The organism is Plesiomonas sp. PI-19 (assembly GCF_021368255.1).
Classification (GTDB): domain Bacteria; phylum Pseudomonadota; class Gammaproteobacteria; order Enterobacterales; family CAMTGL01; genus Plesiomonas; species Plesiomonas shigelloides.
The window spans coordinates 2,744,034-2,768,970 of record NZ_JAJNMQ010000001.1 but is presented as its reverse complement, the minus strand read 5'-3'; the positions used below and the strand labels follow the sequence as shown (position 1 = coordinate 2,768,970).

25 protein-coding genes, 2 tRNA genes and 3 rRNA genes are annotated in these 24,937 nt (G+C 52.0%); 22 read left to right on the top strand and 8 right to left on the bottom strand.

The features are described 5' to 3' along the window. The first annotated feature begins 4 nt into the window (after nucleotides 1–4). The 9 genes from rpmD (at nucleotide 5) to rplQ (ending at nucleotide 5,102) form a co-directional block, all read left to right on the top strand. Nucleotides 5–184, top strand: coding sequence for a 50S ribosomal protein L30 (rpmD, locus tag LQ901_RS12255; RefSeq protein ID WP_010862714.1), 180 nt, complete (start codon nucleotides 5–7; stop codon nucleotides 182–184). A gap of 3 nt (nucleotides 185–187) precedes the next feature. Next, a complete protein-coding gene (rplO, locus tag LQ901_RS12250; RefSeq protein ID WP_010862713.1) occupies nucleotides 188–622 on the top strand; it encodes a 50S ribosomal protein L15 in 435 nt (144 codons plus the stop codon). Between the two features lie 7 nt (nucleotides 623–629). Beyond that, entirely contained in the window at nucleotides 630–1,955 is a 1,326-nt protein-coding gene (secY, locus tag LQ901_RS12245; RefSeq protein ID WP_010862712.1) for a preprotein translocase subunit SecY, read from the top strand. 36 nt (nucleotides 1,956–1,991) lie between these two features. Beyond that, the gene (gene rpmJ, locus LQ901_RS12240) at nucleotides 1,992–2,105 is read left to right on the top strand and encodes a 50S ribosomal protein L36 (RefSeq protein WP_010862711.1); all 114 of its coding nucleotides are present in this window, start codon (nucleotides 1,992–1,994) and stop codon (nucleotides 2,103–2,105) included. A 145-nt stretch (nucleotides 2,106–2,250) separates the two neighbouring features. Next, nucleotides 2,251–2,607 (top strand): 30S ribosomal protein S13, encoded by a 357-nt coding sequence (rpsM, locus tag LQ901_RS12235; RefSeq protein WP_010862710.1) that lies wholly within the window; start codon nucleotides 2,251–2,253, stop codon nucleotides 2,605–2,607. Nucleotides 2,608–2,620: 13 nt separating this feature from the next. Beyond that, nucleotides 2,621–3,010: a 30S ribosomal protein S11 gene (gene rpsK, locus LQ901_RS12230; RefSeq protein ID WP_010862709.1), complete on the top strand. Its 390-nt coding sequence runs from the start codon at nucleotides 2,621–2,623 to the stop codon at nucleotides 3,008–3,010. 32 nt (nucleotides 3,011–3,042) lie between these two features. Beyond that, nucleotides 3,043–3,663: a 30S ribosomal protein S4 gene (rpsD, locus tag LQ901_RS12225; protein ID WP_010862708.1), complete on the top strand. Its 621-nt coding sequence runs from the start codon at nucleotides 3,043–3,045 to the stop codon at nucleotides 3,661–3,663. A 25-nt stretch (nucleotides 3,664–3,688) separates the two neighbouring features. Beyond that, the gene (gene rpoA / locus LQ901_RS12220; RefSeq protein WP_010862707.1) at nucleotides 3,689–4,678 is read left to right on the top strand and encodes a DNA-directed RNA polymerase subunit alpha; all 990 of its coding nucleotides are present in this window, start codon (nucleotides 3,689–3,691) and stop codon (nucleotides 4,676–4,678) included. 40 nt (nucleotides 4,679–4,718) lie between these two features. Then, on the top strand, nucleotides 4,719–5,102 hold the full coding sequence (gene rplQ / locus LQ901_RS12215; protein ID WP_010862706.1) for a 50S ribosomal protein L17: 384 nt from the start codon (nucleotides 4,719–4,721) through the stop codon (nucleotides 5,100–5,102). A gap of 99 nt (nucleotides 5,103–5,201) precedes the next feature. Here the strand turns inward: rplQ and mscL are convergent, their stop codons facing one another. The 5 genes from mscL to def form a co-directional block, all read right to left on the bottom strand. Continuing rightward, entirely contained in the window at nucleotides 5,202–5,612 is a 411-nt protein-coding gene (gene mscL / locus LQ901_RS12210; RefSeq protein WP_064977135.1) for a large-conductance mechanosensitive channel protein MscL, read from the bottom strand. A gap of 184 nt (nucleotides 5,613–5,796) precedes the next feature. Further along, nucleotides 5,797–7,173, bottom strand: coding sequence for a Trk system potassium transporter TrkA (trkA, locus tag LQ901_RS12205; protein WP_233672286.1), 1,377 nt, complete (start codon nucleotides 7,171–7,173; stop codon nucleotides 5,797–5,799). A gap of 29 nt (nucleotides 7,174–7,202) precedes the next feature. After that, nucleotides 7,203–8,492: a 16S rRNA (cytosine(967)-C(5))-methyltransferase RsmB gene (gene rsmB / locus LQ901_RS12200; RefSeq protein ID WP_064978403.1), complete on the bottom strand. Its 1,290-nt coding sequence runs from the start codon at nucleotides 8,490–8,492 to the stop codon at nucleotides 7,203–7,205. Nucleotides 8,493–8,533: 41 nt separating this feature from the next. Then, on the bottom strand, nucleotides 8,534–9,481 hold the full coding sequence (gene fmt, locus LQ901_RS12195; RefSeq protein ID WP_233672285.1) for a methionyl-tRNA formyltransferase: 948 nt from the start codon (nucleotides 9,479–9,481) through the stop codon (nucleotides 8,534–8,536). A gap of 12 nt (nucleotides 9,482–9,493) precedes the next feature. Further along, the gene (def, locus tag LQ901_RS12190) at nucleotides 9,494–10,006 is read right to left on the bottom strand and encodes a peptide deformylase (RefSeq protein WP_010862701.1); all 513 of its coding nucleotides are present in this window, start codon (nucleotides 10,004–10,006) and stop codon (nucleotides 9,494–9,496) included. Nucleotides 10,007–10,121: 115 nt separating this feature from the next. On the opposite strand from def, the gene LQ901_RS12185 reads away from it, so the two are divergent. From LQ901_RS12185 to LQ901_RS12155, 7 genes are read left to right on the top strand one after another with little or no spacing between them, the layout of a single operon-like run. Next, a complete protein-coding gene (locus tag LQ901_RS12185; protein ID WP_010862700.1) occupies nucleotides 10,122–11,192 on the top strand; it encodes a LysM peptidoglycan-binding domain-containing protein in 1,071 nt (356 codons plus the stop codon). Beyond that, nucleotides 11,176–12,306: a DNA-processing protein DprA gene (dprA, locus tag LQ901_RS12180; protein ID WP_064977137.1), complete on the top strand. Its 1,131-nt coding sequence runs from the start codon at nucleotides 11,176–11,178 to the stop codon at nucleotides 12,304–12,306. Before LQ901_RS12185 ends, dprA begins: the two co-directional genes overlap by 17 nt. Next, nucleotides 12,278–12,754, top strand: a complete 477-nt coding sequence (locus tag LQ901_RS12175) for a DUF494 family protein (RefSeq protein ID WP_010862698.1) — start codon at nucleotides 12,278–12,280, stop codon at nucleotides 12,752–12,754. The genes dprA and LQ901_RS12175 overlap by 29 nt, the downstream gene beginning before the upstream one ends. A 2-nt stretch (nucleotides 12,755–12,756) precedes the next feature. Continuing rightward, nucleotides 12,757–13,299: a topoisomerase DNA-binding C4 zinc finger domain-containing protein gene (locus LQ901_RS12170; protein ID WP_233672284.1), complete on the top strand. Its 543-nt coding sequence runs from the start codon at nucleotides 12,757–12,759 to the stop codon at nucleotides 13,297–13,299. Between the two features lie 16 nt (nucleotides 13,300–13,315). Continuing rightward, nucleotides 13,316–13,870, top strand: coding sequence for a Sua5/YciO/YrdC/YwlC family protein (locus LQ901_RS12165; protein WP_233672283.1), 555 nt, complete (start codon nucleotides 13,316–13,318; stop codon nucleotides 13,868–13,870). A 51-nt stretch (nucleotides 13,871–13,921) separates the two neighbouring features. After that, complete coding sequence (aroE, locus tag LQ901_RS12160) at nucleotides 13,922–14,740, top strand: shikimate dehydrogenase (RefSeq protein ID WP_233672282.1); 819 nt, start codon at nucleotides 13,922–13,924, stop codon at nucleotides 14,738–14,740. Between the two features lie 2 nt (nucleotides 14,741–14,742). Continuing rightward, nucleotides 14,743–15,003 (top strand): DUF1488 domain-containing protein, encoded by a 261-nt coding sequence (locus tag LQ901_RS12155; protein WP_039045909.1) that lies wholly within the window; start codon nucleotides 14,743–14,745, stop codon nucleotides 15,001–15,003. 11 nt (nucleotides 15,004–15,014) lie between these two features. On the opposite strand, the gene LQ901_RS12150 is transcribed toward LQ901_RS12155, so the two are convergent. Continuing rightward, nucleotides 15,015–15,557, bottom strand: a complete 543-nt coding sequence (locus LQ901_RS12150) for a gamma carbonic anhydrase family protein (RefSeq protein WP_010862693.1) — start codon at nucleotides 15,555–15,557, stop codon at nucleotides 15,015–15,017. 504 nt (nucleotides 15,558–16,061) lie between these two features. Here LQ901_RS12150 and LQ901_RS12145 point away from each other — a divergent pair. The 5 genes from LQ901_RS12145 (at nucleotide 16,062) to rrf (ending at nucleotide 21,223) form a co-directional block, all read left to right on the top strand. Beyond that, nucleotides 16,062–17,603 (top strand): 16S ribosomal RNA (locus LQ901_RS12145). A 74-nt stretch (nucleotides 17,604–17,677) separates the two neighbouring features. Then, nucleotides 17,678–17,754: transfer RNA gene (locus LQ901_RS12140), tRNA-Ile, on the top strand. Between the two features lie 37 nt (nucleotides 17,755–17,791). Continuing rightward, nucleotides 17,792–17,867, top strand: a tRNA-Ala gene (locus LQ901_RS12135). A 195-nt stretch (nucleotides 17,868–18,062) separates the two neighbouring features. Further along, a 23S ribosomal RNA gene (locus LQ901_RS12130) occupies nucleotides 18,063–20,966 on the top strand. A 141-nt stretch (nucleotides 20,967–21,107) separates the two neighbouring features. After that, a 5S ribosomal RNA gene (rrf, locus tag LQ901_RS12125) occupies nucleotides 21,108–21,223 on the top strand. The 16S, 23S and 5S rRNA genes sit together here with 2 tRNA genes alongside, the layout of an rRNA operon. Nucleotides 21,224–21,974: 751 nt before the next feature. Here the strand turns inward: rrf and fis are convergent. Both fis and dusB read right to left on the bottom strand, forming a co-directional pair. Next, the gene (gene fis, locus LQ901_RS12120; protein ID WP_010862690.1) at nucleotides 21,975–22,271 is read right to left on the bottom strand and encodes a DNA-binding transcriptional regulator Fis; all 297 of its coding nucleotides are present in this window, start codon (nucleotides 22,269–22,271) and stop codon (nucleotides 21,975–21,977) included. Nucleotides 22,272–22,295: 24 nt separating this feature from the next. After that, a complete protein-coding gene (gene dusB / locus LQ901_RS12115; RefSeq protein ID WP_010862689.1) occupies nucleotides 22,296–23,261 on the bottom strand; it encodes a tRNA dihydrouridine synthase DusB in 966 nt (321 codons plus the stop codon). Between the two features lie 254 nt (nucleotides 23,262–23,515). On the opposite strand from dusB, the gene LQ901_RS12110 reads away from it, so the two are divergent. Then, on the top strand, nucleotides 23,516–24,931 hold the full coding sequence (locus LQ901_RS12110; protein WP_167550111.1) for a TolC family protein: 1,416 nt from the start codon (nucleotides 23,516–23,518) through the stop codon (nucleotides 24,929–24,931). The last annotated feature ends 6 nt before the right edge of the window (nucleotides 24,932–24,937 follow it).

Sequence of the window (24,937 nt, the reverse complement as noted above, 5' to 3'; positions counted from 1 at the left end):
GACCATGGCTAAGACTATCAAAGTAACTCAGACTCGTAGCTCCATCGGCCGTCTGCCGAAGCACAAAGCTACCCTGCGTGGCCTGGGCCTGCGTCGCATGAATCACACTGTTGAACTGATCGACACTCCGGCAGTTCGCGGTATGATTAATCAAGTATCCTACATGATCAAGGTTGAGGAGTAACAGATGCGTTTGAATACTCTTTCTCCGGCTGAAGGCGCTAAGCAATCAGCTAAGCGTGTAGGTCGCGGTATTGGTTCTGGCTTGGGTAAAACCGGTGGCCGCGGCCACAAAGGCCAGAAATCCCGCTCCGGCGGTGGTGTACGTCGCGGTTTCGAAGGCGGTCAAATGCCTTTGTATCGTCGTCTGCCTAAGTTCGGTTTCACTTCTCTGAAAGCAGCTGTTACAGCCGAAGTTCGTCTGTCTGAGCTGGCTAAAGTTGAAGGCGATCAGATCGATCTGAACGCACTGAAAGCGGCAAACATCATCACTAAAGACATGGAATTCGCTAAGATTGTTCTGTCTGGTGACGTAACTCGCGCTGTAACCGTACGTGGCCTGCGTGTCACTAAAGGTGCACGTGCAGCTATTGAAGCCGCTGGCGGTAAAATCGAGGAATAATTAACAGATGGCTAAACAACCAGGATTTGATTTTCGAGGTGCTCAGGGCGGGCTGACAGAACTGAAGCGTCGCTTACTGTTTCTGTTGGGTGCGATTATCGTATTCCGTGCTGGCTCCTACGTGCCAATTCCTGGTATTGATGCCTCTGTTCTTGCGACCTTGTTTGAACAGCAGAAGGGCACCATCATCGAGATGTTTAACATGTTCTCCGGTGGTGCTCTTCAGCGTGCGTCGATCTTTGCTCTGGGCATTATGCCGTACATTTCGGCATCCATTATTGTTCAGCTGTTAACGGTGGTGTACCCACCGCTGGCAGAGTTGAAGAAAGAAGGGGAAGCGGGGCGTCGTAAGATTAGCCACTATACCCGTTACGGCACGCTGGTTTTAGGTACATTCCAAGCAATCGGTATTGCAACTGGCTTACCAAGTATGATTCCAGGTCTCGTACATAATCCGGGCTTTGGTTTCTATTTTACAGCGGTTGTAAGTTTGGTTACCGGCACCATGTTCTTGATGTGGTTAGGTGAGCAAATTACTGAGCGCGGTATCGGTAACGGTATCTCCATGATTATCTTCGCAGGTATCGTGGCGGGATTACCTTCTGCTATCGGACATACGTTTGAACAGGCGCGTCAAGGCGAACTGCATGTACTTCTGCTGTTGTTGATTGCCGCCATTGTTTTTGCAGTTACGTATTTTGTTGTATTTGTTGAGCGCGGTCAGCGTAGAATTGTTGTAAACTATGCCAAGCGTCAACAAGGTCGTCGTGTATTCGCGGCACAAAGTACACACCTGCCACTGAAAGTGAATATGGCTGGGGTTATTCCTGCTATCTTTGCTTCCAGTATTATCCTTTTCCCCGCTACGCTTGCGCAGTGGTTCAGTCAAGGATCAGGTATGACATGGCTGTCTGACATTGCATTAGCATTGCAACCGGGTCGCCCGTTACATGCTATGTTATATGCAGCTGCAATCATCTTCTTCTGCTTCTTCTATACCGCGTTGGTGTTTAACCCGCGTGAGACAGCAGATAATCTGAAGAAGTCAGGTGCGTTCGTGCCAGGGATCCGTCCGGGTGAACAAACCGCGAAGTACATTGATAAAGTGATGACTCGTCTGACATTAGCAGGCGCTTTATATATCACCTTTATCTGCTTGATACCTGAGTTCATGATGGTAGCGTGGAACGTGCGTTTCTACTTCGGTGGTACATCGTTGTTGATCGTCGTTGTTGTTATCATGGATTTTATGGCTCAAGTACAGACCCATCTGATGTCTCATCAGTATGAGTCCGCTCTGAAGAAAGCCAACCTGAAAGGGATTGGTCGTTAATCGACAGAGCACCACCAAAGGTTGCGGAGAGTAGAAATGAAAGTTCGTGCTTCCGTTAAGAAGCTGTGCCGTAACTGCAAAATCATCAAGCGCAACGGTGTTGTGCGTGTGATTTGCAGCGAGCCAAAGCATAAACAGCGTCAAGGCTGATTTACTGCATATTTTTCTTGCAAAGTAACGGCCGGCTGGCTAAATTAGCCAGCCGACCTTTTGTGTGAAGTTGGTATGGTCATTTGGGTATCCTGAAAACGGGCTTTTCAGATTGGCCTACCAGTATATAAATTTAGGAGTGCATATGGCCCGTATTGCAGGCATTAACATTCCTGATCATAAGCATGCTGTAATTGCTCTGACTGCAATTTATGGCGTCGGCAAGACCCGCTCTCAAGCCATCCTGGCTGCTGTGGGTATTGCTGAAAGCACTAAGATCAGTGAGCTGTCTGAAGAACAAATCGATAAGCTGCGTGACGAAGTTGCCAAGTACACCGTTGAAGGTGACCTGCGTCGTGAAGTGACCCTGAGCATCAAGCGTCTGATGGACCTTGGCTGCTACCGTGGTCTGCGTCATCGTCGTGGTCTCCCAGTTCGCGGTCAGCGTACTAAGACCAACGCGCGTACCCGTAAGGGCCCGCGTAAACCGATCAAAAAATAATCGGGGTTAGAAAATGGCTAAAGCTCCAGTTCGTGCACGTAAGCGTGTAAGAAAACAAGTTTCTGACGGTGTGGCTCATGTCCATGCGTCTTTCAACAACACCATTGTGACTATCACTGACCGCCAAGGCAATGCTCTGGGTTGGGCAACTGCCGGTGGTTCAGGTTTCCGTGGTTCTCGTAAGTCTACTCCATTTGCTGCTCAGGTTGCTGCAGAGCGCTGTGCTGAGATGGTTAAAGACTACGGTCTGAAGAACCTGGAAGTTATGGTTAAGGGCCCAGGCCCAGGTCGTGAGTCTTCCATTCGCGCGCTGAACGCGGCTGGTTTCCGCATCACTAACATTACTGATGTGACTCCGATTCCTCACAACGGTTGTCGTCCGCCGAAGAAACGCCGCGTATAACTCGACGTTTCTAGGATTGTTGGAGAAAGAAAATGGCAAGATATCTGGGCCCTAAGCTCAAGCTGAGCCGTCGTGAAGGTACTGACCTGTTCCTGAAATCAGGCGTACGTGCGATTGACTCTAAGTGTAAAATTGACACCGCTCCTGGTCAGCACGGTGCGCGCAAGCCACGTCTGTCTGACTACGGTGTTCAGTTACGTGAAAAGCAGAAAGTACGTCGTATCTACGGTGTGCTGGAGCGTCAGTTCCGTAACTACTACAAAACCGCCGCTCGCCTGAAAGGCAACACTGGTGAAAACCTGTTGGTGCTGTTGGAAGGCCGTTTAGATAACGTAGTTTACCGCATGGGTTTCGGTGCCACTCGCGCTGAATCACGTCAGTTGGTAAGCCACAAGGCGATCATGGTTAATGGTAAAGTCGTTAACGTTCCTTCTTTCCAAGTTTCTGTGAATGACGTAATCAGCATTCGCGAGAAATCTAAGAAGCAGGCTCGTATCAAGGCAGCGATGGAGCTGGCTGAGCAGCGCGAAAAAGCAGCATGGCTGGAAGTAGACGCTGCGAAGATGGAAGGTGTGTTCAAGCGCATTCCTGAGCGCTCCGATCTGTCTGCGGACATTAACGAACACCTGATCGTCGAGCTTTACTCCAAGTAAGGCTTAGCAGCAAAGAGAGGACACAATGCAGGGTTCTGTGACAGAGTTTCTTAAACCGCGCCTGGTAGATATCGAGCAAATCAGTTCGACGCATGCCAAGGTCACCCTTGAACCACTTGAGCGTGGCTTTGGCCATACTCTGGGTAACGCACTGCGCCGCATTCTGCTTTCGTCTATGCCGGGTTGCGCGGTGACTGAGGTTGAAATTGATGGTGTACTGCATGAGTACAGCACCAAAGAAGGTGTACAGGAAGATATCCTGGAAATCCTGCTCAACCTGAAAGGGCTCGCGGTCAAGGTTCAGGGTAAAGATGAAGTCATTCTGACTCTGAATAAATCTGGTATCGGCCCTGTAACCGCAGCCGACATCATCCATGACGGTGATGTTGAGATCGTGAATCCGCAGCACGTAATCTGCCATCTGACTGATGAAGACGCCGCTATCAGCATGCGTATCAAAGTTCAGCGTGGTCGTGGTTATGTGCCGGCTTCCGCTCGTATTCATACTGAAGAAGACGAGCGTCCGATCGGTCGTTTGCTGGTCGATGCCTGTTTCAGCCCGGTAGAGCGCATTGCATACAATGTAGAAGCTGCCCGTGTTGAACAGCGTACCGATCTGGACAAGCTGGTTATCGAGATGGAAACCAACGGTACTATTGATCCTGAAGAAGCGATCCGTCGTGCCGCGACCATCCTGGCTGAACAGCTGGAAGCTTTCGTTGACTTGCGTGATGTTCGTCAGCCGGAAGTGAAAGAAGAGAAGCCGGAATTCGATCCAATTCTGCTGCGTCCTGTCGACGATCTGGAATTGACTGTCCGCTCTGCTAACTGCCTGAAGGCAGAAGCTATCCACTACATCGGTGATTTGGTACAGCGTACAGAAGTTGAACTGCTGAAGACGCCAAACCTTGGTAAGAAGTCTCTGACTGAGATCAAGGACGTTCTGGCATCTCGCGGTCTGTCTCTGGGTATGCGCCTGGAAAACTGGCCTCCGGCAAGCATTGCTGATGAGTAACCAGATCACAGGTTAAGGTTTTTCTGAGAAGGATAAGGTCATGCGCCATCGTAAGAGTGGTCGTCAACTGAACCGTAACAGCAGCCATCGTCAGGCTATGTTCCGCAACATGGCCAGCTCTCTGGTTCGTCACGAAGTAATCAAGACGACCCTGCCTAAGGCAAAAGAGCTGCGTCGCGTAGTTGAGCCGCTGATCACCCTTGCCAAGACCGACAGCGTTGCAAACCGTCGTCTGGCATTCGCTCGCACTCGTGATAACGAGATCGTTGCGAAACTGTTTAATGAATTGGGCCCACGTTTTGTGAACCGTGCTGGCGGATACACTCGTATCCTGAAGTGTGGTTTCCGTGCGGGTGACAACGCGCCGATGGCTTACATCGAGCTGGTTGACCGTGCTCCAGTTGCAGAAGCTGCAGCTGAGTAATCACGCCAAATTAAAAAAGCCGGGTTTATCCCGGCTTTTTTATTGTCTTTTTTCCACTCCCCTGCTTCCCTTCCTACATGCTTATTTACTGCTTACTTGTCACTTGTCGTTTTGCTGCTTAAGTAAATCACGAATTTCGGTCAGTAACTTTTCTTCTGCACTGGGTTCAGGCGTTGGCGCAGGTACGGCTTCTTCTTTACGTTTGAGTCGATTCAACGCTTTTACGGCGACAAAAATGGCAAATGCGATGATGGTGAAATCGAACAGTTGCTGGATGAACATGCCGTAGTTGAGCGTGAGCGCTGGCGCTGCTGCGGTGGCTTCACGCAGTTCGAGATGGAATTGACGAAAATCGACTCCACCAATCACCAATCCCAATACGGGCATGATGATATCGCCGACCAGTGAAGAGACAATTTTGCCAAACGCCGCACCGATAATCACACCGACGGCTAAGTCCACCACATTGCCACGCATGGCAAATTCACGAAATTCTTTTAAAAAGCTCATGATCCCAATCCTTTTGTACTTTGCTTGTATACCGGCGGGTACGCCACGTTGCTGATAGGGGTAACGATAAACACAACATTATGTGAATATAGCCTGTACCCTAACTTTGTGTGACATTTCAGGCAAATAAAAAAGCAGAATAAATTCTGCTTTTTTGGGGAGAGATGGTGGTGAGCTGAGGAGCTTACAAGAAGAACGGGCTCGGCTGGAACAGACGTTCAACGTCGGGCACGTGCTTTTTATCAGTCAGGAACATTACCACGTGGTCGCCCTGTTCGATGACGGTATCATCGTGGGCAATCATCACACTGTCGCCACGGACAATCGCACCGATGGTGGTACCGCTTGGCAGACGAATTTCACCAATTGCGCGCCCGACCACTTTCGAGGTGGACTCGTCACCGTGGGCAATGGCTTCGATGGCTTCGGCTGCACCACGTCGAAGTGAGGACACACTTACGATGTCGGCCTTGCGTACGTGGGTTAACAGTGCGGAAATGGTGGCTTGCTGCGGCGAAATCGCCACATCAATCACGCCGCCTTGCACCAGATCCACATAGGCTGAGCGCTGGATCAGCACCATGGCTTTTTTGGCGCCCAGTCGCTTGGCTAGCATTGCCGACATGATGTTGGCTTCATCATCGTTAGTGATAGCGATGAACACATCGACTTGCTCAATATGCTCTTCGTTGAGCAGCTCCTGATCGGAGGCATCACCACAAAATACGATGGTGTCGTGCAGCATTTCAGCCAGCTCGGCAGCGCGCTCAGGGTTACGCTCAATGAGCTTGATGCTGTAGTTTTGCTCCAGCTCCTTGGCCAACCCGGCCCCGATATTCCCGCCACCGACAATCATTAGTCGCTTATACGGTTTTTCTAACCGTTGTAATTCACTCATGATCGCGCGGATATGGTGTGTTGCCGCGACAAAGAACACTTCATCATCGGCTTCGATGATGGTGGTGCCCTGTGGTTTGATCGGACGACCTTGGCGGAAGATTGCTGCGACGCGGGTATCGATGTGTGGCATATGCTCACGCAGCGCCGATAAGGCATTTCCGACCAACGGCCCACCATAGTAGGCTTTCACCGCGACCAAACTGACTTTATCTTCGGCGAAGTTCACCACTTGCAGTGCGCCTGGGTATTCGATCAATTTGCGGATGTAGTCGGTGACCAGTTGCTCTGGTGTGATCAAGTAATCGATCGGCACCGCTTCATTGGTGAACAGACGACCTTGCTCTTTGATGTACTCTGGCGCGCGGATCCGGGCGATCCGATTTGGGGTGTTGAACAGCGAATAGGCTACCTGACAGGCGATCATGTTGGTTTCATCGGAGTTGGTGACCGCAACCAGCATGTCGGTATCTTGCGCGCCGGCTTCACGCAGTACGCGCGGATGTGCGCCGTGGCCGAGCACGACGCGCAGGTCAAACTTATCCTGTAACTGGCGTAGACGCTCTGGATCCTGATCGACGATCGTGATGTCGTTATTTTCACCCACCAGATTTTCGGCCAGTGTGCCGCCGACTTGGCCGGCGCCGAGGATAATAATCTTCATTGCATCGTATCCGTTTGACTGATCTGAGGTTAGGCTGTTTTTCTTAGTTTGGCATAGAAAAAGCCATCGCCGCGTTGGCTATCCGGTAATAGCTGCCAGTCTGGCTGCGCATCCTTACCTAGAGGGATCAATTCTGCATCCTTTGTGCGTTGCAGGAAAGCCTCAATCTGCAAATGGTTTTCTTCTGGCAGCACCGAGCAGGTGGCATATACCAAGATGCCGCCCGGTTTGAGCAGATCCCAGGTGGCATCGAAGATCTCTTTTTGCAGCTCGGTGAGCACGTCGATATCGGCGGCACGACGGAGCCATTTGATATCAGGATGACGGCGGATCACGCCGGTTGCCGAGCACGGCGCATCCAATAAGATGCGGTCAAATTGCCCTTCTGGCCACCATTGGCGCGGCTGCCGGCCATCACCACAAATCAATGTCGCCTGTTGACCTAATCGCTCAAGGTTTTCCGCAACACGATTCAGACGCGTTTGTTCGACATCTACCGCTACGACCTGCGCGTGTGGTGCCATTTCCAGAATATGGGTTGTTTTCCCACCCGGCGCAGCGCACACATCCAATATCAGTTCGCCGTTTTGCGGCTCCAGCAGTAATGCGGCGTGCTGGGCGGACAAATCTTGTACGGTGACCCAACCATCGGCAAAACCCGGTAGACGGGTAACAGCAACCGGTGCATGCAACAAGATGGCATCTGGGTGTTCAGCACTGAGTTCAGCGTCGATCTGCTGCTCGGCTAACAGCGCCAAATAGTCTGCGGCGCTGTGGTGTTGGCGGTTGACCCGCAGCCACATCGGCGGTTTTTGGTTGTTATTGTCGAGGATGTGACTCCACTGTTCGGGATAGGCGTTTTGTAGACGCTTGACCAGCCACTGTGGATGCAGGTGACTTGGGGCAGATTTTTGATCTGCCAGTGCCAAAATAGCATCTTGTTCACGTTGGAAACGGCGCAGCACGCCATTGACCAAGGCGCGGAAGGCTGGGCGCTTTAAGGCGACCACGGCATTAACTGATTCGCCGACCGCGGCATGTGGCGGGATACGGGTATACAGCAGCTGGTACAGACCAACCAGCAGCAGCTGATGGATAATGCGTTGTTTGCCGCTGAGCGGTTTTTCCAGCAGCTGTTGTAGACAAGCTTCCAGACGCGGTAATACCCGCAAGGTGCCAAAACAGATTTCTTGTAGGAGACCCGCATCCCGTTCAGCAATTTTGTGCTGCGCTTTGGGCAGCGCACTGCTGAGCGATTGGCCTTGCTCCAGCACTTGGTAAAGGATATCGGCGGCGACGGCGCGTACGTTTGTTTTCATGATTATCAAAAAAGCCGGCATCGCCGGCTTATCAGTTAGGGTTAGCTAAGGACGGTGCCTGGTTCAAACCATTCCCGTCGAGAATTGAGCAGGTCTTGCACTGGCATCGGTTTTTTACCGGCCGGCTGCAAGACGGTCAGGTTCAACACGCCCTCTGCGGTGGCAATTTGAATGCCCTGCTTGTCGGCGTGCAACACGGTGCCCGGCGTCGCGTTTTGCTGGTGTGGCAGCACGTTGGCTTGCCAAACTTTAATGGTTTGCCCAGCGACGTCAAAATAGCTCATCGGCCATGGATTAAAGGCGCGAATGCAGCGTTCACTGAAATCAGCCGGTTGCTGCCAATCGAGGCGACCTTCTTCTTTGCTGAGTTTTTCAGCGTAAGTAACCAGTGCTTCGTCTTGCACTTGCGGCTGGGCGCGACCTTCGGCCAATTGGGCCAAGGTGGTCAGCAGGGCATCAGGACCCAGATCCGCCAGTTTTTGGTACAAGCTGGCACTGGTGTCTTGCGCAGTAATTGGGCAAGCGACCTTATGCAGCATATCGCCGGTATCCAGACCGATATCCATCTGCATGATGGTGATGCCGGTTTCGCTATCACCGGCCCACAGTGAGCGCTGGATAGGCGCTGCGCCTCGCCAGCGTGGCAGCAAGGAGCCGTGTACGTTGATGCAACCTAAACGCGGCAGATCCAGCACCACTTTGGGCAGGATTAAGCCATAGGCTACCACCACCATCACATCGGCATTCAGTGCGGCCAGCTCTTGTTGGTACTCTTCTTTGCGCAGTGTGGGCGGCTGGAATACCGGAATGGCGTGTTGTTCGGCCAGTACTTTGACCGGACTTGGGGTGAGTTTTTTTCCGCGACCAGCTGGGCGATCCGGCTGGGTGTAGACGCCGACGACCTGATGCTCAGAAGCGAGCAGCGCGTCAAGATGACGCGCTGCAAAATCAGGGGTACCGGCAAAGACAATACGTAATGCTTGGCTCAAAAGGTAACTCCGTTAAGCTTGACGACGGGCCTGTTTATCCATCTTTTCAATCTTCTGTCGGATGCGCTGACGTTTGAGCGGTGACAGGTAATCGACAAACAGTTTGCCTTCGAGGTGATCCATTTCATGTTGAATACAGATCGCCAGCAGATCATCTGCTTCCAGCTCGAAAGGCTGCCCTTCATAGTTAAGAGCACGGATCCGGACTTGTTCGGCCCGGGCAATCAGTGCCCGCGAACCTGGGACTGACAGGCATCCTTCCTCGATTCCGGTATCCCCTGATTTTTCAATCAGCTCCGGATTGATCAGAACCAAACGCTCATTGCGGTTTTCGGACACATCAATGACAACGATCCGTTGGTGTATGTTCACTTGTGTAGCTGCCAGTCCGATACCTTCTTCTTCATACATGGTATCAAACATATCGTCTACGATACGCTGGATGTCAGCATTCACTTCAGCAACCGGCGCCGCTTTGGTGCGCAGCCGCTCGTCGGGAAAATGTAATACCTGCAATACTGCCATAAGAGTCTTGGAGCTGTACCTTGATTTCTAAACCGATGATCGGTGACATTCTAGACATTTTCACCGGTGATTGACAGCATTTGGTCGTCGACCACCATCTGAAAGGTAAAATGCCGTGAAGTTTCGTTGGCTATCTCTGCTGTTGCTCGTGCCTTGGCTGAGTATAAGTGCTCCTCAGCTCAAAGATAACTATCCGCAAGAATATATCGTGAGGAAGGGCGATACGCTATGGGATATTGCCGGCCGGTTTCTGACTCAGCCGTGGCGTTGGCCGGAGATCTGGCAGAAGAACCAGCAAATTGCCGATCCGCATTGGATCTTTCCGGGCGATCGTTTGTATCTGCATTGGGTGAATGGCAAACCGGTGCTGAGTAAAGATCCGCACGTGGGCAGTGGTGCGGCCTATGGCGTCAGCCCGATCCCGACGTTGGATGTGGGGCGTTTGCTCACTTACCTTAATCAAGAGCAAATTGCCGATCAGCAGGCACTGAAAGAGTGGCCGAAGGTGATTGGTAATAATGATGGGCAGCGGCGCATGACCGGCGGTCGGCCTTTGTATGTCGATGGCCTGTTGGTGAGTGGTGAGCGTTATGCGGTGTTCCGTCCACAAGAAACTATTCGCGATAGCAATCGGCAGACTCTCGGTGTGCGCATGAGCCGAGTGGCGACGATTGAAGTGTCCGAGAGTGGGCCAGTCAGTACCGCCTTGGTGGTGGGCGATCCGCTGTTGGAGATTGCGCCGGGCGATGTGGTGGTGCCGGAGTTGCAGTCTGATTCTTACTCGCTGCGCATGGGTTTGCAGCCGAGCAGCGCCATTAAAGGTGAAATCTTAGATACCTCCAGCGGCAGTAACTGGATGGTGCCGCGTGATGTGGTGACGCTGAATATCGGCAAAACCCAAGGTGTGCGTCAGGGCGATGTGTTTTTAGTCAAAGCACCGGGCTTGGAGACGGTGAAAACACGTGAAGGGCGTAAACTGGCGCAAGATGCGACCACCGGCCAGCGTTGGTTAGATCGCAATAATGAGCGTCTACCGGGTGAATGGGTTGGTCAAGTGGTGGTGTTTCAGGTGACGGACAAACTGAGTCTGGGCTTACTGATGTCACTGCAAGAGCCGACCCGACTGGGCGCACAAGTGATTAGCCCGCGTTACGCCGATAGTTTACATCATGCCAGCGCCGGTTGAGTGTTGGTTACGCTTGTACAGCGTGCCGGGCATCGGTCCGGTACGCCTGAAACAATGGTTAAGCCGCTGTTCTTTGGCGCAACTGGCAGCAAACTCGGTTGATGACTGGCGCCGCCTCGGTTGGAGCGAGCGCCAGTGTGCGTTTTGGCAGCAAGAATCTCTACAATGGGTCGCGCACGCTTTAGCGTGGCGTGATGCGTCATCGTCCCATCATATTTTAACGCCGGACTCTCCTGCGTACCCACCTTTATTACAGCAACTCCCGGATGCGCCTGTGGTCTTATTTATACAAGGCTCGCCGGAGGTTTTGTTGCGTCCACAATTGGCGATGGTGGGCAGTCGAGATTGCACTCCGTATGGTAAACAGTGGGGACATTATTTCGCGGCCGAATTAGCGCGCAGTGGCATGGTGATCACCAGCGGTTTGGCGTTGGGCATCGATGCTTGTTGCCATCAGGCAGCATTGGAGGTGTCAGGGCTGACGGTGGCCGTATTGGGCAGCGGTTTGCAAAAACTCTACCCGCGTCAGCACCAACGCTTAGCGCAGCAGATTGTGGCGCAGCAAGGGGCGCTGGTGTCGGAGTTTTTTCCGTGGCAGGCGGCGCGACCAGAGCATTTCCCGCGTCGCAACCGCATTATCAGTGGATTGGCGGTTGGCTTATTGGTGGTGGAGGCCACGGAAGGCAGCGGTTCGTTGATTTCGGCGCGTTATGCATTAGAGCAAGGGCGCGAGGTGTTTGCTTTACCGGGTGCCATTGGTAGCGGGGCCAGTCGTGGTTGCCATCAGCTGATCCGGCAAGGCGCTTGGTTGGTGGAGTCGCCAGCCGATATCCAAGAGCAGCTCGGCAGTCTGCTCTGTTGGGTAAATGAACAGCAAACAGAATTAATTGCATCTACCGAGGCTCAGCAATTGCCATTTGCCAAGCTGTTAGCTACCGTAACGGAAGAAGTTACACCTGTAGATGTTGTCGCCGAACGTGCCGGCCAACCTGTTGCCGAAGTTCTGATCCAGTTACTGGAGTTAGAGCTGGCCGGTTGGATCGCAGCAGTACCTGGCGGCTATGTCCGGATAAGGAGGACAGGCCATGTTCGACGTATTGATGTACCTATTTGAAACTTATGTCCACACGGAGCAAGAAATCCAAGTGGATCAGGAAGCCCTGTCCGATGAGTTGACGCGGGCCGGTTTTCATCCGGAAGAAATTAACAAGGCGCTGATCTGGCTTGAGAAGCTGGCAGCTCTGCAGGAAAGTGATGTAACGCCGTATCTGCTGGCGCAAGCGCCGGATACTATCCGTATCTACACCGATGAAGAGATGAATCGTCTGGATGTCGAGTGTCGGGGCTTTTTGCTGTTTTTAGAACAGATTGAAGTCTTGGATACCGACACCCGCGAGATGGTCATCGACCGGGTGATGGAGCTAGAGGCCGGTGAGCTGGAGCTCGAAGATCTGAAGTGGGTGGTACTGATGGTGCTGTTTAATGTGCCAGGGCATGAAGCGGCCTATGAAAAGATGGAAACTATCCTGTTTGAAGCCAAAGGCGAAGGGATGCAGCACTGAATATGAGTAAGACCCCGTTATTTCAGGCGCATTCGCAGTCGGATGTGTGTCCGGAGTGCGGCGCGGCCCTGCAAATCCGTCAAGGTAAGCAGGGCCTCTTTTTAGGCTGTAGCGCCTATCCGGCTTGTGATTATTTGCGCCCACTGCAGCAGCGTGATGGCCACATCATTAAAGTGCTGGAAGGCCAACCTTGTCCTGTTTGCCAAGCGGACTTGGTGTTGCGCCAAGGTCGCTATGGGATGTTTGTGGGCTGCTCCGCTTATCCGCAGTGTGACTATACCCAAGCATTAGATGCCCCAGCGCAAACGGCGGCGGCATGCCCGCAATGTCACTCAGGGCAGCTGTTGCAACGCTTATCGCGTTATGGCAAAACGTTCTACGCCTGCGATCGTTATCCGGCCTGTCAGTTTGCCGTCAATTACAAACCGATTAACCGCGAATGCCCACACTGCCATTATCCGTTGTTGCTGGAGCGCAAAACGGCGCACGGTGTACGTCTGCAATGCGCGAATAAGCAGTGCGGACGCTGGATTGATCACGACTAATTTCCGGAAGATTCCCATGAGCTCATTAGAACACTGTGTGGCAGCCCTGCGTCAGGGGGAGGTCATTGCTTATCCCACCGAAGCGGTCTTTGGCGTGGGCTGTGATCCGGATAATCAGCTGGCCGTTGAACGGTTGTTAGCACTGAAACAGCGGCCGGTGGAAAAAGGCTTGATCCTCATTGCTTCTGACTATGTCCAATTACAGCCATATGTGGATGACAGCCTGCTCTCTGCTGAGTGTCTGGCGCGGATTTTACATAGCTGGCCAGGGCCGGTGACATGGGTGATGCCGGCTAAGTCGTCAGTACCGCGTTGGCTGACGGGTCAGTTTGATTCAATAGCGGTGCGGGTCTCCGATCACCCAGATGTGCGCCGTTTGTGCCAGACATTTGGTAAACCGCTGACCTCAACCAGTGCCAATTTGACCGGCTTGCCTCCTTGCCGTTTAGAACAAGAGGTGGTGGCGCAATTTGGCTCCCAGCTGGCGGTGTTATCCGGGCTGGTGGGGGGACGAGAGAACCCGTCTGAAATTCGGGATGCGCAAACCGGCGCTGTGTTGCGCCCGAGTTGATTGCTGCTTGTTGTATTTTGTCATCCATTCCTGCTACGGAGCCTGAATGCCATGGATCATTATGCTGTTATTGGTCATCCGATAAACCACAGTCGTTCGCCATTGATCCATCGGCTCTTTGCCGAGCAGACTGGGCAGGACATCTGCTATGAGGCATTGCTCGGTCCGTTAGAAGGCTGTGATGATTTTATTCGCCAGTTTTTTCGCCAGCACGGGCGAGGCTGTAATATCACAGTGCCGTTCAAAGAGTTGGCCTACCAGCTCGCCGAACATAAAACTCCGCGCGCGCAGTTGGCCGGAGCGGTGAATACCTTGCGTTTGAATGACGATGGCTCGCTGTTGGGGGATAACACCGATGGCGCTGGCTTGGTGGAAGATTTACGTCGGTTACAGTTTCCGTTGCAAGGGGCGCGCATCTTGTTGCTGGGTGCTGGTGGCGCGGCACGTGGCGCGCTACATCCTTTACTTGAGCAACACCCCGCCTCGCTGACCATTGCCAATCGCACGTTGGCGCGGGCGCAAGCGCTGGTGGCGATGAGTGTGGAGAGGGGCGTTACGGTCAGCGCAGCAGACTATGCCCGCTTAGTCGATGCGGACTTCGATCTGATCATCAATGCAACCGCCAGCGGTATTCAGGGCGATGTTCCTCCGCTTGCCGCCAGCGTGATCGGGGCGCAGACCGCCTGCTATGACATGTATTACAGCCGTGAACTGACGCCATTCTTAGCTTTCGCGGCAGCAGCTGGGGCGCAGCAACTGGCCGATGGCATTGGCATGCTGGTGGGGCAGGCGGCACATGCCTTTTATTTATGGCGTGGTATCATGCCGGAGATTCTCCCGGTTATTACGCAGTTACGTCAGAGAGTATAAGCATGAATCAAGCAATCCTATTTCCAGAGCTGGAGCGCTGGAGTGATGAGTTGCAGCAAGTGGTCTTTCCGGCCATGGTGCAGGGAATGCGGATTGAGTGTCGAATTGGTTTACACGCCTTAGGTGTGCGAGCAGGTTGCTTCGTTGCCCCTGAACAGGCGCTAGCGATTTTCCGTCAATGGCGCTGGGATATTGAAGAGGAAGCCGAAGAGGCCATCAGACAAGATGCGTTTGATGACCTCGGAATGATCCATTTGCAGTAAGCACACGTAAATCATTGTGCTTGTTCGGCCAGATACTCGTTTTTGAGATGTAGATAGTTATCTGCTGATTGTTGTAACGAGGCGCGCTCTTCTGCGGTCAGTAAACGCGCCTGACGTACCGGATTACCCAGATACAGATAACCACTTTCCAGATGCTTGTGTGGCGGAACCAAACCACCGGCGCCAATGATCACTTCATCTTCAATCACTGCACCATCAAGAATAATTGCGCCCATGCCAATCAGAACCCGATTACCAACTGTGCAACCGTGCAGCACCGCTTTATGGCCGATGGTCACGTCATCGCCCAGATACAGCGGTAGACCGGCTGGGTTATCGCTGGTCTTACGGGTTACGTGCAGAACACTACCGTCTTGGATGTTGGTCCGATTACCGACAGTGATATAGTTCACATCACCGCGGATCACCACGCTAGGCCAGATGCTGACATCATCACCGAGCGTAACATGGCCGATAATGACGCAACTTTCATCCAGCATGACCCGTTGGCCAATTTCCGGTGTTTTGCCTTTATAAGGACGCAATACCGTCATAAATTAAAACCTTTCTTATTCATGTGATTAATCTACGGTTAGTCTACGGTGTTCAGCGGTCGGTACAATCAGCACAGAATAAAAAAGGTGGAAACTACAGATTCCATCACGATCGTCCGACAGTACGCAGGATCTTACGTAAGGCCGAAGATCCTCGCAAAGAATAAAAAGTAATCACTCGATCGCATTGTGCGAATTTTTGCTTGCCAGAATGAAATCACGCCCTATAATGCGACCCCACTGACACGGCAGCAGTGATGCAAATCACAGTGGTCGGTGGTCAACGAAACAACGCAGTTGAGCATGATAAAAAATGCTTGACGGCACAACAGGAAAGCGGAATAATTCGCGTCCTGTCGCTACTTCGGTAGCGAAACGCTCTTTAAAAAGTTAATCAGACAATCTGTGTGGGCACTCGTTTGAGAATGCTGATATCCAAAAAGATATTAAGTTAAACGAGTGACTGAACAATTTATTTGCCAGTTTATTCGAGCGACAAACTTTAAATTGAAGAGTTTGATCATGGCTCAGATTGAACGCTGGCGGCAGGCCTAACACATGCAAGTCGAGCGGTAACACAGAGGAGCTTGCTCCTTGGGTGACGAGCGGCGGACGGGTGAGTAATGCCTGGGGATCTGCCCGATAGAGGGGGATAACTACGGGAAACTGTAGCTAATACCGCATAACGTCTACGGACCAAAGTGGGGGCTCTTCGGACCTCATGCTATCGGATGAACCCAGGTGGGATTAGCTAGTTGGTGAGGTAATGGCTCACCAAGGCGACGATCTCTAACTGGTTTGAGAGAATGACCAGTCACACTGGAACTGAGACACGGTCCAGACTCCTACGGGAGGCAGCAGTGGGGAATATTGCACAATGGGCGCAAGCCTGATGCAGCCATGCCGCGTGTGTGAAGAAGGCCTTCGGGTTGTAAAGCACTTTCAGCGGGGAGGAAGGGTCACTAGTTAATACCTAGTGGCATTGACGTTACTCGCAGAAGAAGCACCGGCTAACTCCGTGCCAGCAGCCGCGGTAATACGGAGGGTGCAAGCGTTAATCGGAATTACTGGGCGTAAAGCGCACGCAGGCGGTTTGTTAAGTCAGATGTGAAATCCCCGAGCTCAACTTGGGAACTGCATTTGAAACTGGCAAGCTAGAGTCTTGTAGAGGGGGGTAGAATTCCAGGTGTAGCGGTGAAATGCGTAGAGATCTGGAGGAATACCGGTGGCGAAGGCGGCCCCCTGGACAAAGACTGACGCTCAGGTGCGAAAGCGTGGGGAGCAAACAGGATTAGATACCCTGGTAGTCCACGCTGTAAACGATGTCGATTTGGAGGTTGTGCCCTTGAGGCGTGGCTTCCGGAGCTAACGCGTTAAATCGACCGCCTGGGGAGTACGGCCGCAAGGTTAAAACTCAAATGAATTGACGGGGGCCCGCACAAGCGGTGGAGCATGTGGTTTAATTCGATGCAACGCGAAGAACCTTACCTACTCTTGACATCCAGAGAACTTTCCAGAGATGGATTGGTGCCTTCGGGAACTCTGAGACAGGTGCTGCATGGCTGTCGTCAGCTCGTGTTGTGAAATGTTGGGTTAAGTCCCGCAACGAGCGCAACCCTTATCCTTTGTTGCCAGCGATTCGGTCGGGAACTCAAAGGAGACTGCCGGTGATAAACCGGAGGAAGGTGGGGATGACGTCAAGTCATCATGGCCCTTACGAGTAGGGCTACACACGTGCTACAATGGCATATACAAAGGGCGGCAAGCTAGCGATAGTGAGCGAATCCCATAAAGTATGTCGTAGTCCGGATTGGAGTCTGCAACTCGACTCCATGAAGTCGGAATCGCTAGTAATCGCGGATCAGAATGCCGCGGTGAATACGTTCCCGGGCCTTGTACACACCGCCCGTCACACCATGGGAGTGGGTTGCAAAAGAAGTAGGTAGCTTAACCTTCGGGAGGGCGCTTACCACTTTGTGATTCATGACTGGGGTGAAGTCGTAACAAGGTAACCGTAGGGGAACCTGCGGTTGGATCACCTCCTTACCTGAGATATTCGGCGCTTAAGCTGAGTGTTCACACAGATTGTTTGGTTAATAAATACGAGCGACACTTACGATGGGTCTGTAGCTCAGGTGGTTAGAGCGCACCCCTGATAAGGGTGAGGTCGGTGGTTCGAGTCCACTCAGACCCACCACTTCTTGTACAAGAAAGTGGAAAGTAAGAAAAACGTCGGGGCTATAGCTCAGCTGGGAGAGCGCCTGCTTTGCACGCAGGAGGTCAGCGGTTCGATCCCGCTTAGCTCCACCATATCGCAAAATGAATTGAAATCAACAGTTTATTTTGCGATATGGTCATTGTGACGTAAGTCATTCTCGACATGCTCTTTAAAAATTTGAAAACAAGCTGAAAAATAACTGAAGTTCTTGAGAACAAGCGACTTGAGAAACTGGCAACGACCAGTTTAGTGACTGACATTCAGCCCGACATTATTTTGGGTTGTATGGTTAAGTGACTAAGCGTACACGGTGGATGCCTTGGCAGTCAGAGGCGATGAAGGACGTGCTACCCTGCGAAAAGGGTTGGTGAGCTGGGATGGAGCGCTATAGCCAACCATGTCCGAATGGGGAAACCCACCTAAGATAACTTAGGTATCGTTAAGTGAATCCATAGCTTAACGAGGCGAACCGGGAGAACTGAAACATCTAAGTACCCCGAGGAAAAGAAATCAACCGAGATTCCGTTAGTAGCGGCGAGCGAACGCGGAGCAGCCCAGAGTCTGAATCAGTGGATGCGTTAGTGGAACGGATTGGAAAGTCCGGCGATACAGGGTGATAGCCCCGTACACGAAGACGCATTGCTGTGAGCTCGATGAGTAGGACGGGACACGTGGTATCCTGTTTGAAGATGGGGGGACCATCCTCCAAGGCTAAATACTCCTGACTGACCGATAGCGAACCAGTACCGTGAGGGAAAGGCGAAAAGAACCCCTGTGAGGGGAGTGAAATAGAACCTGAAACCGTGTACGTACAAGCAGTGGGAGCACCTTCGTGGTGTGACTGCGTACCTTTTGTATAATGGGTCAGCGACTTACATTTTGTAGCGAGGTTAACCGAATAGGGGAGCCGTAGGGAAACCGAGTCTTAATAGGGCGAATTAGTTGCAAGGTGTAGACCCGAAACCCGGTGATCTAGCCATGGGCAGGTTGAAGGTTGGGTAACACTAACTGGAGGACCGAACCGACTAATGTTGAAAAATTAGCGGATGACTTGTGGCTGGGGGTGAAAGGCCAATCAAACCGGGAGATAGCTGGTTCTCCCCGAAAGCTATTTAGGTAGCGCCTCGGACGAACACCTACGGGGGTAGAGCACTGTTAAGGCTAGGGGGTCATCCCGACTTACCAACCCTTTGCAAACTCCGAATACCGTAGAGTGCTATCCGGGAGACACACGGCGGGTGCTAACGTCCGTCGTGAAGAGGGAAACAACCCAGACCGCCAGCTAAGGTCCCAAAGTCATGGTTAAGTGGGAAACGATGTGGGAAGGCTTAGACAGCTAGGATGTTGGCTTAGAAGCAGCCATCATTTAAAGAAAGCGTAATAGCTCACTAGTCGAGTCGGCCTGCGCGGAAGATGTAACGGGGCTAAACCATGCACCGAAGCTGCGGCAATGACATTTAGGTGTTATTGGGTAGGGGAGCGTTCTGTAAGCGGTTGAAGGTGTACTGTGAGGTATGCTGGACGTATCAGAAGTGCGAATGCTGACATAAGTAACGATAAAGCGGGTGAAAAGCCCGCTCGCCGGAAGACCAAGGGTTCCTGTTCAACGTTAATCGGAGCAGGGTGAGTCGACCCCTAAGGCGAGGCTGAAAAGCGTAGTCGATGGGAAACGGGTTAATATTCCCGTACTTGTGGTAACTGCGAAGGGGGGACGGAGAAAGTTAGGCTATCCGGGCGACGGTTGTCCCGGTTTAAGCGTGAAGGTGGAGAGACTAGGCAAATCCGGTCTTTCATTAACACTGAGGCGTGATGACGAAGCACTACGGTGCTGAAGTAGCTGATACTACGCTTCCAGGAAAAGCCTCTAAGCATCAGGTTACCAGAAATCGTACCCCAAACCGACACAGGTGGTCAGGTAGAGAATACTCAGGCGCTTGAGAGAACTCGGGTGAAGGAACTAGGCAAAATGGTGCCGTAACTTCGGGAGAAGGCACGCTGATGGTAGGTGAAGTCCCTCGCGGATGGAGCTGAAATCAGTCGAAGATACCAGCTGGCTGCAACTGTTTATTAAAAACACAGCACTGTGCAAACACGAAAGTGGACGTATACGGTGTGACGCCTGCCCGGTGCCGGAAGGTTAATTGATGGGGTTAGCGAAAGCGAAGCTCTTGATCGAAGCCCCGGTAAACGGCGGCCGTAACTATAACGGTCCTAAGGTAGCGAAATTCCTTGTCGGGTAAGTTCCGACCTGCACGAATGGCGTAATGATGGCCAGGCTGTCTCCACCCGAGACTCAGTGAAATTGAAATCGCTGTGAAGATGCAGTGTACCCGCGGCAAGACGGAAAGACCCCGTGAACCTTTACTATAGCTTGACACTGAACATTGAGCCTTGATGTGTAGGATAGGTGGGAGGCATTGAAACGTGAACGCCAGTTTGCGTGGAGCCGACCTTGAAATACCACCCTTTAATGTTTGATGTTCTAACGTTGTCCCGTAATCCGGGATACGGACAGTGTCTGGTGGGTAGTTTGACTGGGGCGGTCTCCTCCTAAAGAGTAACGGAGGAGCACGAAGGTTAGCTAAGCATGGTCGGACATCATGCGGTTAGTGCAAAGGCAGAAGCTAGCTTAACTGCGAGACGGACAGGTCGAGCAGATACGAAAGTAGGTCTTAGTGATCCGGTGGTTCTGAATGGAAGGGCCATCGCTCAACGGATAAAAGGTACTCCGGGGATAACAGGCTGATACCGCCCAAGAGTTCATATCGACGGCGGTGTTTGGCACCTCGATGTCGGCTCATCACATCCTGGGGCTGAAGTTGGTCCCAAGGGTATGGCTGTTCGCCATTTAAAGTGGTACGCGAGCTGGGTTTAGAACGTCGTGAGACAGTTCGGTCCCTATCTGTCGTGGGCGTTGGATGATTGAGGGGGGCTGCTCCTAGTACGAGAGGACCGGAGTGGACGCATCTCTGGTGTTCCGGTTGTCACGCCAGTGGCATTGCCGGGTAGCTAAATGCGGAAGAGATAAGCGCTGAAAGCATCTAAGCGCGAAACTTGCCCCGAGATGAGTCATCCCTGAGGCTTAAAGCCTCCTAAAGGGTTGTTGGAGACTACGACGTAGATAGGCAGGGTGTGTAAGCGTAGCGATACGTTGAGCTAACCTGTACTAATTGCCCGTGAGGCTTAACCATACAACGCCAAAGTGATGTTGGATGAATGAAGTCACAGTTACTTGTTCAAAGAACAACATATCAGTTATACAGCTTGTTTTTAGATTTTAACTCTGGCGCGAGACACAACAAGATGTGTACGCGATAGAGAAACAGAATTTGCCTGGCGGCGATAGCGCGGTGGTCCCACCTGACCCCATGCCGAACTCAGAAGTGAAACGCCGTAGCGCCGATGGTAGTGTGGGGTCTCCCCATGCGAGAGTAGGGAACTGCCAGGCATCAAATAAGTGAAAAGCCCATCCGCTAGGATGGGCTTTTTGCGTTTGGGGTTTTGGGGTTTTAATGTCATTAAGGTTTTATCTTCTCTTCTTCTTTCCCTGCGTTATCCCCTGTTTGCCTTTTTATCTCAGTTTTCGCTCATTCTCTTCTCTTTGTTCTCGTTTTCGAGTGAGCTAAATGGCGGGTTGGTGTGGGCGCAGACCTGCGGTCAGAACCGCAGACGCCAGCGCATCAGGCGCTATGTGGCCTTGCCGTTGGAAATGTGCTGATGAGTGATTTATGCAGTGTTAAGTAGGCTGTGCTGTTGTTTGCGGTGCTTGGTGTTTCCCGGTATTGTTCTTATCTCTTATCTCTTATCTCTTATCTCTTATCTCTTATCTCTTATCTCTTATCTCTTATCTCTTATCTCTTATCTCTTATCTTGGTATCCCTTTTAGAGGGTTTTGTGGCTGATCTTGGTGCATGCGAATCAGACGAGGTGCAGGTTATACCTCGGGTAGACATAGCAATTATGAATGAGAGGTGTGAGCCGTAAAGTACATCAATAAACGCATGGGAAAGGCGCTGTGGCGGGTGTTTGTCTGTTGGAATATAAAGTGCTGCGTAGTGAATCGGAAGGCGTGTATTGGCGTGCTTGAGCGTGTGTGATGATGGGGCAATGGCGAGGCAAAGAAGAGGGAATGTAGGAATAAAATAAAAGCCACCTGAAAGGCGGCTTTTATTCGTAAACTATAGGATAGAGGAGTCCTATTAGTTCATACCGTATTTCTTCAGCTTCTTGCGCAGAGTGCCACGGTTGATACCCATCATCAGTGCTGCACGGGTTTGGTTGCCGCGAGTGTACTGCATGACCATATCGAGAAGAGGCTGTTCAACTTCAGCCAGTACTAATTCGTACAGCTCATTAACGTCTTGGCCGTTTAACTGAGCGAAGTAGTTCTTCAGCGACTGTTTTACGGAGTCACGCAGTGGTTTGTGAGTGACCTGATCCTGAGCATTAATAGTAGCAACAGTCAGTACGTCAGAATTAACGCGTTGTTCGAACATGGTTCTTTCAGCTCTTTTTTATTTTTACGCAAGATTATCAAAATAAGCATCTAACGCTTCCAGCTGTTCGCTGGCATCCTCTATCGCGTTAAATGCACGCCGAAACTGGTCGTCGGGCGCATGTGCCTGTAAATACCAGGAAACATGCTTGCGGGCGATCCGATATCCTTTGCCGTGACCGTAAAAGTCATGCAGTGCTCGGATATGCCCGAGGAGTAACTGCCGAACCTCAGTCAGTGAGGGTGGCGGTAACTCTTCCCCCGTTTCCAGATAGTGCTGGATTTCCCGAAAGATCCAGGGTCTTCCCTGAGCGGCACGGCCTATCATCAGTGCGTCGGCACCGGTGTAGTCCAGAACCTCTCTGGCTTTGTGCGGGTCGGTAATATCGCCATTGGCAATCACCGGAATGGAAACCGCTTGTTTGACTGTCCGGATACTGTGGTATTCGGCATGGCCGTTAAACAGACATGCACGGGTTCGACCGTGTATGGCTAAGGCCTGTATGCCGCATTGTTCCGCGATCTGGGCAATCTGAACACAGTTACGGTTGTCCGTGTCCCATCCAGTACGAATTTTTAGGGTTACTGGCACATCCACCGCGTTCACGACGGCTTTTAAGATGCGCTCAACCAGCTCAGGATGTTGCAAGAGAGCGGAGCCCGCTAACTTACGGTTAATCTTCTTTGCTGGGCACCCCATATTGATATCGATGATCTGAGCGCCGTATTGCACATTCGCTTTGGCTGCTCCTGCCATATCGTCAGGATCAGACCCCGCGATTTGTACACTGCGGATCCCAGGTTCATCAGTATGTACCATGCGCAGGCGCGACTTATCAGTATGCCATACCTCCGGATTGGAGGACATCATCTCTGATACAGCCATGCCGGCACCCATCTCATGACAGAGCATCCGAAATGGTCGGTCAGTAATCCCGGCCATTGGCGCTACAATCAGACGATTTTTAAGTTGATAAGGGCCGATACGCATTGACTGGAAGGTAACCATACTGTGCCTGTAAGGGCGCGTATATTACGCATTTTTTTAGCTGGAGGAAAGGCCAAACTTTGAACACTTTGCTGAACTTTTATAGTCAAGGTTTTTTTTACTGTAAACGCGCCTAGCCGCTGCTGAAAAAATGCGCATAATTAGACGAGACGCAGGATTGGAGCATTTGCTCTAGTGTGCTAACTCATTACAATGGACGACAAAATACACTAAGGATTACAACGAGTATGCGGTTAATGCACTGGAAACGGAAGTTGTCAGCCCTGTCACTGGCAGTTTCTTTGTTACCTGTGGCCTCGGGGGTGGCGGCAGCACCTTTGAATTTTGATCAGGCTTGGCAGACTCTGCAGCAGGTCAATGACGGCTTAAAAGCAGAGATGAGCGCGGCTGAGCGAGCACAAAAAATGGCGCAAGCGTCGGATGGGCTGAATTTGCCGAAGGTCGATTTGAATGCGCAGGTCACTCGGTTAAGTGATCCGCTGTCGATGGATTTAAAAGAGATCCAGCCGTTTCCAACCTTGGCTCCCAAGCTGGATCAATTGCTCGGAGGGTTGGTTTCCAGTGGCTTACTGAGTCCTGAGGCGGTCGCTAAACTTAAAAGTATCCCTACCGAAACCGATTTATCGAACCAAACGGTGAAAACCGCAGGGGTTAATGCGCTGTGGGTGATTTACTCCGGTGGCCGCATTAGCGCCGCGCAAAGCGCCGCCTATGCGCAAGCCTCGGAAGCGCAGCAGCAGTTTGCGTTAAAGCGCTTGCAGGCGTTTTCCGATTTGACCCGCTTCTATTATGGCGTGACGCTGGCGCAAAACGTCTACCAGACCCGTACCCAAGTGGCGCATGCATTGGCGCAGCATCTGATGCACGCGCAAAAGCTCGAACAGCATGGCCAGATAGCGAAGGTTGAACGTCTGTCGGCACAGGTGGCGTACGATCGCGCTAAGGTAGAGGCAGAAAATGCCCGTCGTGAACTGGAAATCGCGCAGTTGGTTTTGGATGAGTTGCTGCATCAAAACGATGTACAGCCTAGCTCGCCACTGGTTACCAAGCTGACCCTGCCGTCACTCTCTACGCTGGTACGTGATGCGCTGAATGCGAACCCCGCGATGTCACTGCTGGATGCTAAAGATAAGCAAGCACAAAGCTTGGAAAAAGCCGAGCGTGGTCGTTATCTGCCGAATGTGGCGGCATTTGGTAACTATAACCTGTATCACGATGACAGCATTCTGGGCGAGCGCGCCCCTGATTGGATGGTCGGCGTGGGAGTCAGCGTGCCGCTGGTTGATAACAGTGGACGTAATGATTTGCTGGCTGCCGCACACATGGCGCGCAAAGAGGTGGGCTATCGCCGCGCCGAGTTGCAGCGCCAATTAAAGGTAGGGGTTGAGCAAGCGTACCGCGAGCTGGAGCAGGCGAAGACCGAATACGATTCCCTACAATCGAGTCAGGCATTGGCCAAAGAGAACTTCTTGCTGCGCAGTAAAGCCTTTGAGCAAGGGCTGGCGACCTCTTTAGATGTGGTGGATGCGCGTATGACCGAAGCGGCCATTGATACCCAGCGATTAGCTGCCAGTTATCGGATGACCAATGCGTTGGCCAAATTGCTGACCTTAACCGGTCAACCGGATGCATTTAACCGCTACCAGCGGTAACAGTTT